The sequence below is a fragment of the Desmospora activa DSM 45169 genome (assembly GCF_003046315.1).
GTDB classification, from domain to species: domain Bacteria; phylum Bacillota; class Bacilli; order Thermoactinomycetales; family DSM-45169; genus Desmospora; species Desmospora activa.
Map to the genome: position 1 here is coordinate 181294 of NZ_PZZP01000002.1, position 16033 is coordinate 197326.

The 16033-nt window shown below is 50.1% G+C and carries 14 protein-coding genes; 7 read left to right on the forward strand and 7 right to left on the reverse strand.

Going from position 1 to position 16033, the window contains the following annotated elements; genetic code table 11:
* Nucleotides 1–5: 5 nt before the first annotated feature.
* From C8J48_RS14140 to xylA, 4 genes are all read right to left on the reverse strand, one after another.
* A complete protein-coding gene (locus tag C8J48_RS14140; RefSeq protein ID WP_107727906.1) occupies nt 6–1577 on the reverse strand; it encodes a glycoside hydrolase family 43 protein in 1572 nt (523 codons plus the stop codon).
* Nucleotides 1549–1767 (reverse strand): hypothetical protein, encoded by a 219-nt coding sequence (locus C8J48_RS18550; protein ID WP_146160503.1) that lies wholly within the window; start codon nt 1765–1767, stop codon nt 1549–1551. The genes C8J48_RS14140 and C8J48_RS18550 overlap by 29 nt, the downstream gene beginning before the upstream one ends.
* A complete protein-coding gene (gene xylB, locus C8J48_RS14145; protein WP_107727907.1) occupies nt 1742–3259 on the reverse strand; it encodes a xylulokinase in 1518 nt (505 codons plus the stop codon). Before xylB ends, C8J48_RS18550 begins: the two co-directional genes overlap by 26 nt.
* A 148-nt stretch (nt 3260–3407) precedes the next feature.
* Complete coding sequence (gene xylA, locus C8J48_RS14150) at nt 3408–4721, reverse strand: xylose isomerase (protein WP_107727908.1); 1314 nt, start codon at nt 4719–4721, stop codon at nt 3408–3410.
* Between the two features lie 281 nt (nt 4722–5002).
* Here xylA and C8J48_RS14155 point away from each other — a divergent pair, with 281 nt between their 5' ends.
* From C8J48_RS14155 to C8J48_RS14170, 4 genes are all read left to right on the forward strand, one after another.
* Nucleotides 5003–6211, forward strand: a complete 1209-nt coding sequence (locus tag C8J48_RS14155; RefSeq protein ID WP_245891234.1) for an ROK family transcriptional regulator — start codon at nt 5003–5005, stop codon at nt 6209–6211.
* A gap of 146 nt (nt 6212–6357) precedes the next feature.
* Nucleotides 6358–7887, forward strand: coding sequence for a spore germination protein (locus C8J48_RS14160; RefSeq protein ID WP_107727909.1), 1530 nt, complete (start codon nt 6358–6360; stop codon nt 7885–7887).
* Nucleotides 7868–8959 (forward strand): GerAB/ArcD/ProY family transporter, encoded by a 1092-nt coding sequence (locus tag C8J48_RS14165; protein WP_170105559.1) that lies wholly within the window; start codon nt 7868–7870, stop codon nt 8957–8959. The genes C8J48_RS14160 and C8J48_RS14165 overlap by 20 nt, the downstream gene beginning before the upstream one ends.
* Nucleotides 8959–10074, forward strand: a complete 1116-nt coding sequence (locus C8J48_RS14170) for a Ger(x)C family spore germination protein (protein WP_107727911.1) — start codon at nt 8959–8961, stop codon at nt 10072–10074. The genes C8J48_RS14165 and C8J48_RS14170 overlap by 1 nt, the downstream gene beginning before the upstream one ends.
* 136 nt (nt 10075–10210) lie before the next feature.
* Here C8J48_RS14170 and C8J48_RS14175 read toward each other — a convergent pair whose 3' ends face one another.
* Nucleotides 10211–10582: a YkvA family protein gene (locus C8J48_RS14175; protein WP_107727912.1), complete on the reverse strand. Its 372-nt coding sequence runs from the start codon at nt 10580–10582 to the stop codon at nt 10211–10213.
* 169 nt (nt 10583–10751) lie between these two features.
* Between C8J48_RS14175 and C8J48_RS14180 the strand changes: the two genes are divergently transcribed.
* On the forward strand, nt 10752–11165 hold the full coding sequence (locus tag C8J48_RS14180) for a hypothetical protein (protein WP_107727913.1): 414 nt from the start codon (nt 10752–10754) through the stop codon (nt 11163–11165).
* A gap of 92 nt (nt 11166–11257) precedes the next feature.
* On the opposite strand, the gene dgoD is transcribed toward C8J48_RS14180, so the two are convergent.
* Both dgoD and C8J48_RS14190 read right to left on the reverse strand, forming a co-directional pair.
* The gene (dgoD, locus tag C8J48_RS14185) at nt 11258–12406 is read right to left on the reverse strand and encodes a galactonate dehydratase (protein ID WP_107727914.1); all 1149 of its coding nucleotides are present in this window, start codon (nt 12404–12406) and stop codon (nt 11258–11260) included.
* A gap of 29 nt (nt 12407–12435) precedes the next feature.
* Nucleotides 12436–13383 (reverse strand): sugar kinase, encoded by a 948-nt coding sequence (locus C8J48_RS14190; RefSeq protein ID WP_107727915.1) that lies wholly within the window; start codon nt 13381–13383, stop codon nt 12436–12438.
* Nucleotides 13384–13523: 140 nt separating this feature from the next.
* Here C8J48_RS14190 and C8J48_RS14195 point away from each other — a divergent pair, with 140 nt between their 5' ends.
* Both C8J48_RS14195 and C8J48_RS14200 read left to right on the forward strand, forming a co-directional pair.
* On the forward strand, nt 13524–14297 hold the full coding sequence (locus C8J48_RS14195) for an IclR family transcriptional regulator (protein ID WP_107727916.1): 774 nt from the start codon (nt 13524–13526) through the stop codon (nt 14295–14297).
* Between the two features lie 286 nt (nt 14298–14583).
* Nucleotides 14584–15930 carry a GntP family permease gene (locus C8J48_RS14200; RefSeq protein WP_107727917.1) on the forward strand — a complete coding sequence of 449 codons (1347 nt, stop codon included), beginning with the start codon at nt 14584–14586 and terminating at the stop codon, nt 15928–15930.
* The last annotated feature ends 103 nt before the right edge of the window (nt 15931–16033 follow it).

The window sequence follows — 16033 nt, forward strand, 5'->3', positions numbered from 1 at the left end:
GTCGCTCATCCCCTTTTAACCGCTTCAATTTGAAACCAATCATAGTCGGCAAAACCGACATCCGTTCCCCGTTCCCGGCTAATACAAAAGATTGCTAGCTTCGCGCCTACCCACTTACCTTTTGTCGCAACAAAACTGGCACCAAGGGGTTGATAGTTTTGACCATCCTCACTAATGCTAAAGCGACAAACCGCTCCATCCTCAACAGTCACACGCAGATACAGCGGCGTTCCTACAGCCGTAGAAAAGGTGCGGACGACATCAACCGTCTCTGTCACTTCTGTTTCCGTTGCTTGTCCGGAAAAACGGACCACTCGCAAGCCGTCGGCATCCGATTGTAAATATAATCCCCCATACGCCTCCCCCATCACGGCCAATCCGGCTCGTTCCGCAGGAGACTTCGGATGAAACGATAGTTTTGCCGTCGCTTGAAACGAGGGTGCCGGAAATTTTTGCGTCAAGAGATTGGGGTCATGATAGTAGTAACCACTCTCCGTATTGGCACAGATGGCATGTAGGCGCAGATGACTTTCACGCGCACCTAGGGTATACCAATCCCGCTGCGGATTGGCCTGCCATTGCCACTGCAACCCCAACCGCTCCCCAGTAAAGTCATCGTCTGTCGGCGGCGCCGTGAGCGGCTGCTTTTGACCGGTATCCGGCTTTTTCCACTGCAAAACCGGTTCACCGATGCCGTCACCGTTGCTGTCTTTCCCCATCAGCGGCCAGTCCTCTTCCCATTGAACCGGCTGCAAATGGACGATTCGGCCGTAGGCACCCCGATCCTGAAAATGAACAAACCAGGATTCACCGGATTCCGTCTCAATCCAGCCCCCTTGATGGGGCCCGTTGATATCCGTATCCCCCTGATGAAGCACAATTTTATCCTCATAAGGCCCATCGATATTGGTTGCGCGCAAAATCGTCTGCCATCCCGTCGGTACGCCGCCCGCAGGGGCAAAAATATAGTAGTAACCATTTCGCTTGTACAGTTTGGGACCCTCAATGGTAGGATGAGAAGCATTTCCGTCAAAGATGATAGCGCCCTCATCCAACAGTTTGGTCCCATCCGGCGCCATCCGACTCAAGCCGAGAACGCTTTTAAAACCGATGCGGCTCTTGGCAAAAGCGTTCACCAAGTATGCCTGCCCATCCTCATCCCAATAGGGACAGGGATCGATCCAGCCCTTACCTTTTTTAACCTGGTGCAGAGGGGACCATTTTTTGAAAGGATCGTCGGTAGTGCTCATAAAAATACCTTCATCCGGCGTGGCAAAAAACACCCAAAAACGACCATTGTGATAACGGATACTAGGTGCCCACGCTCCTTCGCCATGGCGGGGCTGATCATAGCGGGCAAAAGGCAACCGCTCAAATACATAATTGATCAGCTGCCAGTTTACCAAGTCGCGGGAATGAAGCACGGGAATTCCCGGCATGTTGGTAAAGCTGGAAGCGACCATAAAATAATCCCTTCCGACGCGGATGACGTCTGGATCGGAATAATCTGCAAATAAAATCGGGTTTCGGTATGTGCCGTCATTGTTATCAGCGATCCAGATCCCGTTGCTGTTCAAGTGTCGTCACCTCATTTGTGCTGTTACAGACAGTTGTCGAAGTCCATGGTAATCGAGGGATAAAAGACGGCGTTGTATCGGTAACCGAGGGTGCAATTTGTGCTATAAGCCCTCCCTCGTTGGCTTCCGTTAAGCAGGACAGCAGACTCTTCTTTAACCGCTCATCAAACGGACTGGATGCGCTCGGCATCTCGAAATCTCTTAAGGCGGCATGATAGGGACTCCGTCTGCTGATAGACCTCTTTGTAAAGTGCAAACAATTGCCGATATTCCTCCACTCGGCTGGGATGTGGATCAAAGGTACGACCCCATTTTACAAATACCGCTGCACATTCATCCAAGCGATCAAACCAGCCGGCCCCCACCGCCGCCAACATCGCCGCCCCCATACCCGGTCCTTCTTCATGGCGAAGTGACACCATTTCCGCATTAAAGATATCCGCCTGAATCTGCAACCAGGTCTCGCTTTGGGCGCCACCGCCGATGGAAACAATGCGATCGACGCTCTTCCCCTGAGCCCGCAAAATCGCCAAACTTTCACACAAGGAAAAGGTGATCCCTTCCACCACACTACGTACCATATGAGCTTGTGAATGGGAAACGTCCAATCCAATAAAGCTACCACGGATATCCGCATCGGCATGAGGGGTACGCTCCCCTGACAGGTAGGGGGTAAATAGTAGTCCACCCGCCCCTGGCGAAATAGAGTCGATGGGAGCCAACAGGCTGTCATAGGATTGAGAGGGAGCGATCAGCTTGCGCAGCCACGATAAGCTTTGTCCCGCCGCCAAGGTTACGCCCATGGCATAATCGATTCCCGGAACTGCATGGTTAAAGTAATGGAGTTTACCCGTCACATCCCGCTCTCGCCGATCCGGCGACAGGATGACACCGGAAGTGCCGATACTACACAACGTTCGGTCTTCTTCCAGCACGCTCGCTCCAATCGCACCGCAAGCATTGTCAGCCCCGCCAGCAAACACGGGGGTGCTTGGCGTCAAACCAGTCGCTTCCGCGATCGACGGCAACAGCGTCCCTACACAGGCATGTGATTCCACCAGCGGCGGACAAATACCGCGGTCGATAGCCAAGGCGTCACACAGCTCCCTGCTCCACTCGCGGCGGGGAATGTCCAACAACAGCGTCCCGGCGGCATCGGAAAACTCCGCGTGAATGTTTCCAGTCAGACGAAAGCGTACATAATCCTTTGGCAGCAAAAAGACGGCAGCACGATCATAAAGATGGGGTTCATGTTTTCGTACCCATAACAACTTCGGCAGGGTAAAACCTTCTAGCGCCGGGTTTTTAGCGATCGCAAGCAGATGCTCCCACCCGACGGTCGCCTCAATCTCCCGGCATTCCGCGCTTGTGCGAGTATCATTCCATAAAATCGCAGGGCGCAACAGACGCTGTTGTTCATCGAGCAACACTAACCCATGCATCTGCCCTGAAAAACTGATACCGTCAACACTGGATGCCTCGACACCAGCAGCAGCCATCACCGCTTGTAGACAGTGCACCGTCTCCTGTACCCATTGCTCCGGATCTTGTTCCGAATAACCGGAACGAATACGCATGCTGTCAAAAGGGCGGGAGGCAGATGCCACCACCTCTCCCCCCTCGCTTACCAATAAACATTTGACCGCGCTCGTGCCCAGATCGACGCCGATTACATACCGCACCGGCTCACCACCTCCTGTGATCTACTGCCCCATCAGGTAACTTTAATCGTATAAGGAAGGGGTGGATATCCGCCTTCGCCCCAAGTGTGGCAGAGTCGCTCATTCGAAAATTCACCCCTCCCACCCGCCAGCTCATCTCCTTCCTCTCCTAAACTTCCAACAGATACTGGTTTAAGACCGCTTTTAGATATTCCTGTCGGCCGGAGCGGTTTTTAATTATCGGTTTATCCAAAATATACGCTTCCAACTTCTTAAAATCTGTCCGCCCCTCTATGATCTCCTTGCCGATCCCGCTGTGAAAACTGCTGTATTTCTCTGTGATAAACTGGTCCAATACCTGATCCTGCAACAAGCGGTAAGCCACTTTCAAACCAATGGCAAAGCTATCCATTCCGGCGATATGAGCATCAAACAGATCCACCGGTTCAAAGGAGCCTCTACGCATTTTCGCGTCAAAATTGAGACCCCCTTTCTCAAAGCCACCAGCCTTCAAAATCTCGTACATCGCCAGGGTGGTAGCATACAGATTGGTAGGAAATTCATCGGTATCCCATCCGACCAAGGTGTCTCCTTGGTTGGCATCGACAGAGCCCAGTATTCCGTTGATGCGGGCTACCCGCAATTCGTGTTCAAATTCATGACCCGCCAAGGTGGCATGGTTGGCTTCTATATTCATCTTAAAATGATCGACGAGGTCATACTTTTGCAAAAAAGCATAAGTGCTGGCCACATCATAGTCATACTGATGCTTGGTCGGCTCCTGCGGCTTAGGTTCAATCAGAAGTTGGCCCTCAAAACCGATCTCCTGCGCATAATCCACCGCCATCCGCAAGAAGCGGGCCATATTGTCCAGCTCAAGCGCCATATCGGTATTGAGCAAGGTATCATAACCCTCGCGCCCACCCCAAAACACATAGTTTTGCGCATCCAATTCCTTCGCCGTTTCCAACCCTTTTTTCACCTGTGCCGCGGCATAGGCATACACATCAGCATTGCTGGCCGTAGCCGCCCCATGGACAAAGCGAGGATGATGAAACAATTGCGCCGTATTCCAGAGCAGACGGACGTCATTCGTTTTCATATATTCCTTGATCAGGGCCACAATCTCATCGAGTTTGCGGTTGGTCTCCCGCAGTGTACTCCCCTCTGGGGCAATATCCCGGTCATGGAAGCAAAAAAAGGGAACTCCCAGTTTACTGAAAAACTCAAAGGAGGCTTCCACCCGCTTTTTTGCCAAATCCATGCCTGTATAGCGATCCCAGCTTCGAAGCATGGTACCGCTGCCGAAGGGATCCGATCCGTCACCGGTAAAGGTATGCCAATACGCCACCGAGAAGCGCAGATGCTCCCGCATGGTGCGATCACCCACCACTTCATCCGGATTGTAATGTTTAAAGGCGAGTGGATTATTGGAGCTTTTGCCCTCATAACCGACAGTCTCCACTTCTGGAAAGAAACTCACGCGATCACTCCCTCATAAAAATGGAAGATTCCATTTATTTAAACGACCCGATACCGACTGGAATCGCAGTCGTGAAAACCCTTACAAAATAATACAAACAAAGTTTTCGTTCCTCACAACAAATCACAATGTACAATTGTCTCGATTGATTACTGCGAATTTCTGTGAGTCGATTAACTCAATTTTGATATTAGCACATCAACTGTTTATTTGTCTATCGTATAAACAAAGTATATAATGGGGTTGAAATAAGGCCACTCTCTCTAAAGGTGCGGATAAAAGTGAATGTAACGGGAAACTATCAACTGGTTAAACGCATCAATAAATCGCTTGTATTACAAACCTTGCGCCACCGCTCTCCCCTTTCCCGCGCAGAACTGGCACAACTCACCGGACTCAATAAGACGACCATCTCTTCTCTGGTGAGCGAATTGTTGGATGAACAACTGCTCTATGAAAGCGGACCGGGCCAGTCCAAAGGTGGCCGTCGCCCCGTGATGCTGCATTTTAACGGAAACGCCGGATACGCCATCGGCATTGACCTGGGAGTCAATTATGTAGTCGGCATCCTAACGGATCTGAACGGCAAAATCCTGCGCGAACAACGGCTGCCTCTCCAAGATAAGGACTATAATCGCGTACTTGCACAAATCGACTCCCTTGTCACCACTTTAATGGCGGATATACCGGCCTCCCGCTACGGTGCAGTCGGCATCGGCATTGGCGTGCCGGGAATCGTCGATCCCGACGGGATGGTTTTGCTGGCACCCAATCTGGAGTGGAATGATGTCCAACTGCGCCACGATCTCTCCCAACGTGTGGAATTACCCGTCATCCTTGAAAATGAAGCCAATGCCGGCGCATACGGGGAGAAAATGTTTGGAGAGCACGCCAACGTTGATGAACTGATCTATGTCAGTGCCGGAATCGGTTTAGGGACGGGAATTATTATCGACGGCAAGTTATACAAAGGAGTCGGTGGATACTCAGGGGAAATGGGCCATATCATTGTTGAGCCTGATGGATTGAAGTGCCGTTGCGGCAGCCGTGGATGTTGGGAGCGATACGCATCGGAACAAGCGGTTCTAACATCCGCACAGCAATTAAAACGTGATCATCCTCACCTTTTTCCCTTCAAGGAGTCGGGGATCTCCCTTGAGCACCTAATCACGTTGGCAGAAAGTAAAAACGAGGCGGTTATCGCGCTTTTTCAACGGGTTGCTTATTATATGGGAATTGGCATCAACAACATCATCAATACGTTTAATCCCGAGCGTGTGATCATCGGCAATCGCTTGGCCACTGCCCAGCCGTGGCTACAGAAGACCCTCTTTGCCACCATCGATCACCGCACCCTTCACTTTCATCGACAAAACGTGACCCTCTCTTTTTCCAACCTGGATGATCGCTCTTGTTGCTTAGGCATGGCCTCCTTTGTAATCGAAGGTTTTTTTGAGGAGAGTCAGTTGTCGCTGGATCGTTTGCGATAATCGTCAGCTGACAACCCCTATCCTCCCGCTCCATAAACCCTCCCTGTTTTCTAACCATCGCGTTTATCATCAATTAGAACCTCTGAGTATTTATCCCCATGGCTGGTTACCTTATATAGGAAACCGCCATGGGGATGTGTATATTGATGGACATCATCAAACGATTTTTTTCAAAAAAAAAGCCAAATCAATCGCAAAATCATCACCATGATCATCCCGTATCCTCCGACTTTGAAGAAAATGTGCAGTATATTGAGGACGCACTTTACCAACCGCCGGATCTAAAGAAGAGAAACCTCCGATTCAATCAGCAAAAAGGCGTTCTAATATATTTGGACACCTTAACTGATAAAAAGCTGATCCAGAGCGATATTTTGCGTCCCCTGTTTGAAGTCGAGGAAGGAAAAATCGAGGAGATTATTCCCACTGTCGAGGTTAAGCAGATAACCGATCTTAATCTGGCATCAGAAAACCTACTGCGAGGAAAATGCATCCTGTTTTTGCAAGGGGTGAAGGAGGCATATGCGATCGATGCATCTGCCATGCATAAACGGGATATGAGCGAGCCTGAAAACGAAGGAGTCGTTCGCGGTGCCCATAACGGATTTACAGAGCAGTTAACCGTCAATCTATACAGTCTGCGCACACGTCTGGAAAATCCCAATCTGACGGTTCGCTATTTTGATATCGGAAGAAAGACAAAAACCCGCTTTGCACTGGTATTTATGCGTGACCTCGCCGCCCCGAAGCTGGTACAGGAAATCGAAGAGCGGCTCCAATCCATTTCCACCGATACCATCGTTTCCATCGGTTTTATCGCCGATTACATGGAGGATCACCCCAATTCCCCCTTCCCCCAATCGCTGTTTACAGAACGGCCGGATCGAACGGTCGCCAATCTGATGGAAGGCAGGGTTGCCATATTAGGAGAAGGAGATCCTACCGCTGTCATCCTGCCAGTCACTTTTTTCGCTTTTTATCAAAGCCCTGACGATTATAATAACCGCTGGATCGTCGGCTCGTTTATTCGGTTGATTCGGCTGGCCAGTTTGGTGATCTCATTTCAGTTACCTGCCATTTATATCGCCGTCGTCTCCTTTCATCCGGAAGTAATGCCAGTGGAACTGATCTATTCCGTGCGTACCGGTTTGGAACGAATCCCGTTTCCACCCATCGTTGAAGCCGGGTTGATGGAATTAACCCTGGAAGTGATCCGGGAGGCGGGGCTACGCTTACCGAGTCGGGTGGGACAAACCATCGGCATCGTCGGCGGTTTGGTAATTGGGGAAGCAGTGGTACAGGCAGGACTCATCTCTTATACCATGGTGATTGTCATCGCCATCACGGCAATCTCATCATTTGTCGTACCTTCCCATGAAATGAGTACCACGATACAAGTGATCCGCTTTCCCCTGATGCTTACCGCCGCCACCTTCGGTTTTATGGGGATTATGTTTGGGGTGATTATAACATTGATTCACTTATGCAAAATTCATTCCGTTAACACACCTTACATTGCGCCTGTCGCTCCTTTACGTATCAAGGATTTAAAGGACACTTTTGTCCGTTTCCCACTTTTTCGCCTCAACGAGCGGCCGCATGATCCCCATCCGCAACAGTATAAACAAGAGTCCGAATCAAGGGAGTGGGCGCGGGATGATCAAGGAAAAAAATAAAATCACCCAAGGTCAACTCATGTTTTGGATGATCCAGATTCAAGTGGAAGTAACTGTTTTACAGGTGCCGTATGTTGCTCACATCAAAGCCAAACAAAGCGCTTGGATCGCCATTCTAATCACAGGTGTATGTGCCCAGATTTTGATTCTATTGATTTGGTCCCTATGTGAACGATTTCCTTCCTCCCATCTGTTTCAATTTCTGCCGCAAATCGCAGGGAATTTAGTGGGGAAGTTGACGGGAATGGCGTATAGTCTTTATTTCCTTATAATGGGGTCTATTGTTTTGATGACCTTTCATGTGGTGATAGGGAAGTGGATCTTGATAAAAACACCGACGTGGGTAACCTCCTTCCTTTTATTAATTCCGGCAATCTATCTGGCGCGGGATCATTTGCGCACCATCGCCCGCTTTTTTGTACTGGCTTCCTTACTGTTTGTGTTTTTGATCCCGCCGATTTTGTATGCATTCAAATTTCTGAACCTCTCCTATCTGCTTCCCATCAAGACGGTAGGGTGGAAAGATATCTTAACAGGATCGTTGGATGTTACATTTGCTTTTCTCGGCTTTGAAACCCTGCTGCTTCTCTATACCTTTGTCCAGGGAAAAGGAAACGGCAAGTTAAAAGCAATATCCGCCGGTAACCTCTTTGTCACCCTTCTCTACATCGTGATGACAGTTTTGGCTCTTGCTGTTTTCAGCCCTGGGCAACTTTCTTATATCCCTGAACCGATTCTGTTTATGTTAAAAGGGTTCACCACCCCTGTCATCAACCGGCTCGATATTCTGTTTTTATCGGTCTGGTATGTAAAAGTGTTCACCACTTTTACCGCTTATCTGTATTGTGCAGCATACGGTCTGGGTCATTACTTCCACCGTGGCCAACACACCAAAGCAGTACCTTATGCGGCGGCTGTCTGTTATGTGTTGTCCCTCATCCCCTCCGACCCATCGATGCACGAATATATTTTAACGGGTGCCATCCGACTCAGTTTTCTGTTTACAATGGGTTTCCCGTTGCTGTTTCTTCTCCTTTCCATCCTGTTTAAAAGAAAGGAGGCGTCCCTGTGATGAAAAGGCTGTTCTTCTCGATCGCCGCCTGTTTGCTTCTGCTTTTACTACCAGGTTGTTGGGATCAGGATCTGCTCAAGGAAGCCAAATTGGTCTATGGATTTGCTTATGATATCACTCCCGATGGTAAATTGGTTGCTACCATCGCCTTTCGTGAAACGAAACCAGGGCAGAATCCCCTGCCGCGAAATGAAGTTTGGTCTTCCATGGCAAACACCCCGCGTCAAAATCGAGATCACTTAGATACACAAATCGGAGGCAATTACCGTTCCTATAAACAGCGGATAAGCCTATATGGTGAGGAGCTGGTAAAACGGGATCTTTACCCTTTGCTTGACGTAATTTTTCGCGATCCCAAAAATCCGGTAGATAACAAGGTAGTAGTGGTAAAAGGGAAAGCGACTGAGGTTTTACGATTGAAGCAAGTGGAGGAAACCATGGTAGCGGAATATCTGGAAAAGTTGATCGAGAGTATGGAAAATTTAACAAAAGTACCCCGTGTGACACCGCAGACGATATGGCCACTCATACTAGATCCAGGTCAAGATTTTGCCCTCCCTTATCTGACGAAGACCGACGGCGGCAAAGTGAAGGTGCTTGGGATGGCCATGTTTCACGAACGCCACTTTACCAAGCCCATGATTGGAAGCGATGTCACGCTGTATCTCCTGTTAAAGGGGGAGAGAGGAAAGACAACGCGGTTTACGGAAAAGGTGAACCCCAAAAGAAATCCCCATACCGAAAAGTACATCTCAATCGATGTAAAGAATGCGAAAAATAAAATGGATGTAAAAGTGCAGTCTGATCATCAAATCGATGTTGATCTCAACTTGCAGTTAAATGTTGCTATTGTTGAATATGCACCGGATCGTCTATTCAGCAATCGGGAACGGGCCAAATTGGAGAAGAAACTGTCAAAAGCGCTAACCAAACAAGCACACAAGGTGGTCAAACAAATGCAAGAGGCCGGTTTTGACGGTTTTGGGGTCGGTCGTCAACTGATCGCACATCATCCCGATGTCTGGAAAAAAGTGAATTGGTCAACCGATTACCGTAAAGTCCGTTTCCACCCTTCCGTCCAGGTTCAGATCATCGGCAACGGAATTATTGAGTGACCAGCTGACGGCCGGGCTGAGATTTCCGCCTTCGCTCCATGCACTTACCAATACAAATCTCGCCTTGGTCGCTTCGCGTGGCCAGAGTCGCACAAAAGGTAATCCATACCTCCGTGAATTTAATCGCTAAATGGCGCTAAATATGGCCTAGTAACAGAAAAGCTATACACAGCAACACCCCTAACCAGACCAATAATATCAAAGCGGCGGTAACCCAGTTTTTTGGCCTGGATTCCATCTTCTCCGCCTGTTGTCTGCTCTGCTGAAGAACATCGGCAGGGATCATACGCAAGGCGAGAGCAATGCCGAGGGGGAGGAGAACAAGATCGTCCAGATAGCCGAGAATCGGGATAAAATCGGGAATGAGATCGATTGGACTAAAGGCATAGGCGACGACGAGAGCGGTTAAGAGTTTGGCATACCACGGTGTACGCGGATGACGATAAGCAAAATAAAGCGCGTACAGTTCCCTTTTCAACTGTTTTGCCCATGCTTGGAGACGTTTCATCTGCTTTTCCCTTTCCGCTTCAAAAATGGTACAAACGGTCGCTAAACCATTGAATGATTTGTCATGCATATAGTATCAAAATAGCAGACATTTTCTATTTGAGTTTTCGCTTTTTTCTACCCCAAAGTGAAGTTATGCTTTACCTAGAAGTTCACAAAGGGGTGTTAGAATGAGAAGAAAATGGTTTGCTTTCGGTTTGGTTTGTATGATGGTGCTATCGTTTTTCTCCTTTGGTGTACCCACCAGTGAGGCAGCTACAGAAGAGGGATTATACTACGAAGGCAAAGCGACATTTGAATCTAGCGTTCAGTCAAAACCCTTCTTTTATAACGAAAAAAACGGAAATCTGCAATTGGATATGTGGGGTGAGTTTCGCAATGGGACTCCCAACTATGACTATATTGTCGTCAGCCTTTATGAAGCCGAGTCAAATATAAAGATGGGCAATTCGATCGCAATTCGTTGGGATGGTGATATCGCCTACTGGAATGTTCCCAGTGGGAATTACTACCTCAAGTTTGAAAAGCCCCGCGATGGTCTGAAGTATCACATGACATTTGAAGTATTTGAATACAATGGTTGAGTAACCGATTGAGCTTGTGAATTCCCCTCAGATATAAAATCTGAGCATCTGCAAAATGCAGACGCTCAGATTTTTTTGGAGTCCGATTTGGCTTACCATTCAGCTACGGTCCCATCATGGTTTCGCCATATTGAATTTTTCCAGTTATGGCCTGTACGGGCTGCTTCCCGCACCACCGCTTCATTCACTTCAATCCCGAGACCCGGTTTCTCAGGGATGGCGACAAAGCCATCGTGATAGTGGAAAACCGTCGGATCTTCCAGATAGTCCAACAGATCGCTTCCGCGGTTGTAATGGATGCCTAAGCTCTGTTCCTGTATAAAGACATTCGGTGTGCAGGCGTCCACCTGTAGACTGGAAGCCAGTGCGATCGGCCCTAACGGGCAATGAGGAGCCACCGCCACATCATATGCTTCCGCCATGGTGGCAATCTTTTTCACTTCACTGATCCCGCCGGCGTGGGAAAGGTCCGGTTGAATGATGTCCACGTATCCATCCGCCAACAATCGCTTAAACTCCCACCGCGAAAACATGCGCTCACCGGTTGCAATCGGCGTCGAGGTATAGCGGGCCACTTCCCGCAAAGCCTCATTATTTTCAGGTAACACCGGTTCCTCGATAAACATCAGATGATACGGCTCCAATTCTTTAGCCACCACTTTGGCCATCGCCCGATGAATCCGTCCATGAAAATCGACGGCGATGCCAAAATCGGATCCGGTCGCCTCCCTTACCGCTGCAACCCGTTCAATAATCGCCTCCACCTTGGCAAAGGAATCGATATAATGCATCTCCTCGGAAGCGTTCATTTTAATCGCTTTAAAACCTTGCCCTTTTTTCTCTGCTGCCGCTTGCCCTACATCGGAAGGGCGATCGCCTCCGATCCAAGAATAAACCTGAACCCGCTCCCGCGCCGCTCCGCCCAAAAACTCAAACACCGGCAGGCCGTACCGTTTGCCTTTGATATCCCATAAAGCTTGATCGATTCCGGCGATGGCACTCATCATAATCGGTCCTCCGCGATAAAACCCTCCACGGTATAATACCTGCCACATATCTTCGATCCGAGAAGGATCACTTCCGATCAAATAAGGCTCCAGCTCCTTTACCGCAGCAGCTACAGTAGCGGCACGCCCCTCCACCACCGGCTCACCCCAACCGACAATCCCCTCATCGGTAGACACTTTCAAGAACAACCAGCGTGGCTGAACAGGCAGCAACTCAATCTGTGTAATCTTCATCGATGTTTCCCTCCATCCTCATTGGTGGCTCAGCGACGCGTCTCCTCGCTCGCTCCTGAAATAAACCGCTCCAGCTCCTCCCGATCCGGCAGATTTTCGTAATCCCCTGTGCCGGTCACAGCCAAAGCACCCATCGCACACGCCCTTTTGACGGATTCCGCAACGGTCAATCCGTCCAGCATTCCCGATAGATAGCCGGCGGCAAAGGCATCTCCGGCGCCCACTTCATCCACCTGTTGCACGGAGAAGCCCTGTACCTTCCCTTCATCCTCAGAAGTAGCGTACCAAGCGCCTTCCGGCCCCAATTTTACCACTACCTGCTTTGCCCCGAGCGAGCGCAGCGCGAAAGCGATCGCAGCCGGTTCCTCGCTACCGGTCATCAGGACTCCCTCCCCAACGCCGGGGAGCACCACATCCGCTTTGGCTGCAATCTGTCGCATAACGGAGCGGGCTTCTTTTCCCCCCCATAATTTACCGCGATAGTTGGGATCGAACACAACGGTCATCCCTTGTTGTCGGGCGGTATCGACCGCAGCAAACACCGCCTCACGGCAGCTCTCAGACAGTGCTGGTGTAATTCCGGTCACAAATAGGATCTGGGCTCCCTGCCACGTCTCCCCATTGAGATCCGCGGTTGTGAGAGCGCTGGCGGCGGAACCGGCACGGTAATAGTACACCCCTGTTGCACCGTGGGCCTTTCGTTCTTTAAAGTAAAGGCCCGTCGGGCGGGTTTCATCAAAGATCACCCCGCTCACATCTACCCCTTCTCCACGCAACCCGCGATAAATGCCAAGGCCAAAGGGGTCCTTTCCTAGACGGCTAATCCACGAAACCCGATGTCCCAGACGGGACAAGGCGATGGAGACATTGGACTCCGCCCCTGCAATTCGTTTTTCAAAGCGCGAAACATTTTCCAATCGCCCAGAGCGTTCCGGATCCATTAATACCATGCTTTCCCCAAAGGTAATAACCGCCATCATGCTTTCTCCTTCCATCTCGTTTCCTATTTGGAACCATCGTTTCTTATTTGCTATAATTGTACTGTACCGTATAACTCCTCTGTTGAAAAGGGGGTAGCGCTTTCATAACATTGAATCCAAATTGACGGAGGTAACCAATGATCAAACCCAACCATCCCAAGTCCAAACCGTCATACGGCACATCGCTTTTAAAAGCCGCCACCATCCTGCAATGCCTCTCGGAAAGTGACGTTCCTCTTGGGGTTAGTGAGATTGCCCGTAAAACGGAAATCGGTAAATCGACTGTCCACAAGCTGCTGCAAACCCTTTCCCATGTGGGCTACGTCGAAAAAACGGAACAGGATGCGCGTTTTCGTTTAGGGTTCGCCTTGATTAAAATGGCGCACCACTCTCTGTCCCAGATGGATATTGTCCAAGCCTCGGCCCCTTTTTTGGCAGAGCTAAACGAAGAAACGGGTGAAACGGTCCACCTGGGTGTACTGGATAAGGACCAGGTCGTCTATGTAAATAAATTAGAAAGCCGCCGAACGGTGCGCATGTACTCGCGTATCGGCAAAACAGCCCCTCTTTACTGTACCGGCATCGGCAAAGCCCTTCTCTCCTGTTTTTCTCCGGAAGCGCTTTCCCGCTATCTGCAATCGGTGGAGCTTCTCCCTGTTACAGCAAACACCCTCAGCTCTCCGTCGGCGCTGCGACGGGAAGTGGAGGCCATTCAAAAGCGTGGGTACGCCATCGATGACGGAGAGCATGAAGAGGAAGTCCGCTGTATCGCTGTCCCTCTGAGCAAACACGGACACACCTATGGGGCGATCAGCGTTAGCGCCCCCCGTTACCGCATGGATGACAATGTCTTGCACCGTTTTCTCCCCATGCTGCAACAATGTCAACAACACATTCTACAACGCTTATAAATATAAAAAAGCGGATTGAAAGCGATTGCAAGCGGTGGTATACTCAGCCAAAAGAATCAGCCCTCGCACCTCCGTTGTAACAATAGGTCACGAGTAACCCGGCATTGGCCAAGCCAGACTTGTACGACCACCCCAATTCATCAAAGTGGCTTCGCCACTGAACCGATCTGTGGAGTTCTCCCTCATTCTGCGATGGGTTTTTCCACAGTTGAAGCGTGTAAAATACACGATTATTTGGGATTTTACTTGATATAGAAATCCATACAACCCGCGAAGGGGAGATATCATGTCATCTTCATGGTTAATTTTTAGTACACTAATCAGTATCTTGCTTGTGTTGTTCCTGGTAATGCGGTCAAAGTGGCAAGCGTTTGTCGCCCTGCTCTTTTCCAGTTTTGTCCTCGGCCTCCTCGCCGGCATGCCCGTCAGCGATATCATCGAATCGATTGAGAGCGGGATGGGCGGTACTCTCGGCTTTGTGGCGGTCGTCATCGGGTTGGGAGCGATGTTTGGCCGTATGCTGGAAGTCTCCGGTGGAGCGGAGCGGCTGGCACAAACACTGATTGCACGCTTTGGGGAAAATCGAGCACAGTGGGCGCTCGCTTTAACCGGCTTTGCCATCTCCATTCCTGTCTTCCTCGATGTCGCCCTGGTGATTCTGATTCCCATCATTTACAGTCTCGGTAAGAAAACGGGTCGATCGCTGCTCTACTACGGTATCCCACTGTTGGCTGGACTAGCCGTCACTCACAGCTTTATTCCGCCGACGCCCGGCCCCATCGCGGTCTCCGAAATCGTCGGCGCCGATCTCGGTTGGGTGATCCTGTTCGGTTTTATCGCCGGCATCCCCGCCACCATCTTGGCTGGTCCTTTGTTCGGCAGATATATCGCCAAAAAAATCCATGCGGTGGAACCGGAGTATATCCGCGCGAATCTGGATGAAGTCGACACCAGCAGGGAGTTGCCCAGCTTCCGCCTGATTATCACCCTGATCCTTCTTCCGCTGGTCTTAATTCTGGGTAACACCCTCTCTGGTGTGCTGTTGCCGGAAGGCGATCCCATCCGCACTGTGCTCACCTTTATCGGACACCCCTTTGCCGCTCTGTTGCTGGTGACGCTGCTCGCCTTCTACACGTTGGGGCGATTGCGGGGCTACACCAAGGAGGATGTGCAATCCATCGCCACCAAAGCGTTGGAGCCGGCGGGGATCATCATCCTGATTACCGGTGCCGGCGGTGTTTTTAAACAGGTGCTGATCGACAGTGGCATCGGGGAAATGTTGGGTTCTTATATGCAAGGCACGGGACTTCCCCCAGTCATGCTCGCCTTTTTAATCGCCAGTGTTATTCGGGTAGCGCAGGGTTCCGCTACAGTAGCCATGATCACCGCTGCGGGCTTAATGACTCCGATTATTGAAGCATTGGGTGTCTCCGGCCCTCATTTGGCCCTGGTTGTGATCGCCATCGCAGCCGGCGCCACTATCGCCTCCCATGTCAACGATTCCGGCTTCTGGATGGTTAGTCGCTTCTTCGGTCTGAGCGAGCGGGATACACTGCGCTCCTGGACTGTGATGGAAACCATTATCGCCCTTGTCGGATTTAGCGTAGCATTGATTTTAAGCTTTTTCGTGTAAGGATCCCCCTAAAATAGAAAACCCGACCGCGTTTACGGTTAAATCGCGGTCGGGTTTATTAAATACTTCCTACTTCTCTATCCATATTTAACCTTTTCGCGTC

Excerpts from the sequence above, each read along its gene's own strand:
- C8J48_RS14200 (WP_107727917.1), top strand. The coding sequence starts at position 14,584 with ATGTCATCTTCATGGTTAATTTTTAGTACACTAATCAGTATCTTGCTT.
- C8J48_RS14190 (WP_107727915.1), bottom strand. The coding sequence starts at position 13,383 with ATGGCGGTTATTACCTTTGGGGAAAGCATGGTATTAATGGATCCGGAA.
- dgoD (WP_107727914.1), bottom strand. The coding sequence starts at position 12,406 with ATGAAGATTACACAGATTGAGTTGCTGCCTGTTCAGCCACGCTGGTTG.
- C8J48_RS14180 (WP_107727913.1), top strand. The coding sequence starts at position 10,752 with ATGAGAAGAAAATGGTTTGCTTTCGGTTTGGTTTGTATGATGGTGCTA.
- C8J48_RS18550 (WP_146160503.1), bottom strand. The coding sequence starts at position 1,767 with ATGCCGAGCGCATCCAGTCCGTTTGATGAGCGGTTAAAGAAGAGTCTG.
- C8J48_RS14160 (WP_107727909.1), top strand. The coding sequence starts at position 6,358 with ATGGACATCATCAAACGATTTTTTTCAAAAAAAAAGCCAAATCAATCG.
- C8J48_RS14165 (WP_170105559.1), top strand. The coding sequence starts at position 7,868 with ATGATCAAGGAAAAAAATAAAATCACCCAAGGTCAACTCATGTTTTGG.
- C8J48_RS14195 (WP_107727916.1), top strand. The coding sequence starts at position 13,524 with ATGATCAAACCCAACCATCCCAAGTCCAAACCGTCATACGGCACATCG.
- C8J48_RS14170 (WP_107727911.1), top strand. The coding sequence starts at position 8,959 with ATGAAAAGGCTGTTCTTCTCGATCGCCGCCTGTTTGCTTCTGCTTTTA.
- C8J48_RS14175 (WP_107727912.1), bottom strand. The coding sequence starts at position 10,582 with ATGAAACGTCTCCAAGCATGGGCAAAACAGTTGAAAAGGGAACTGTAC.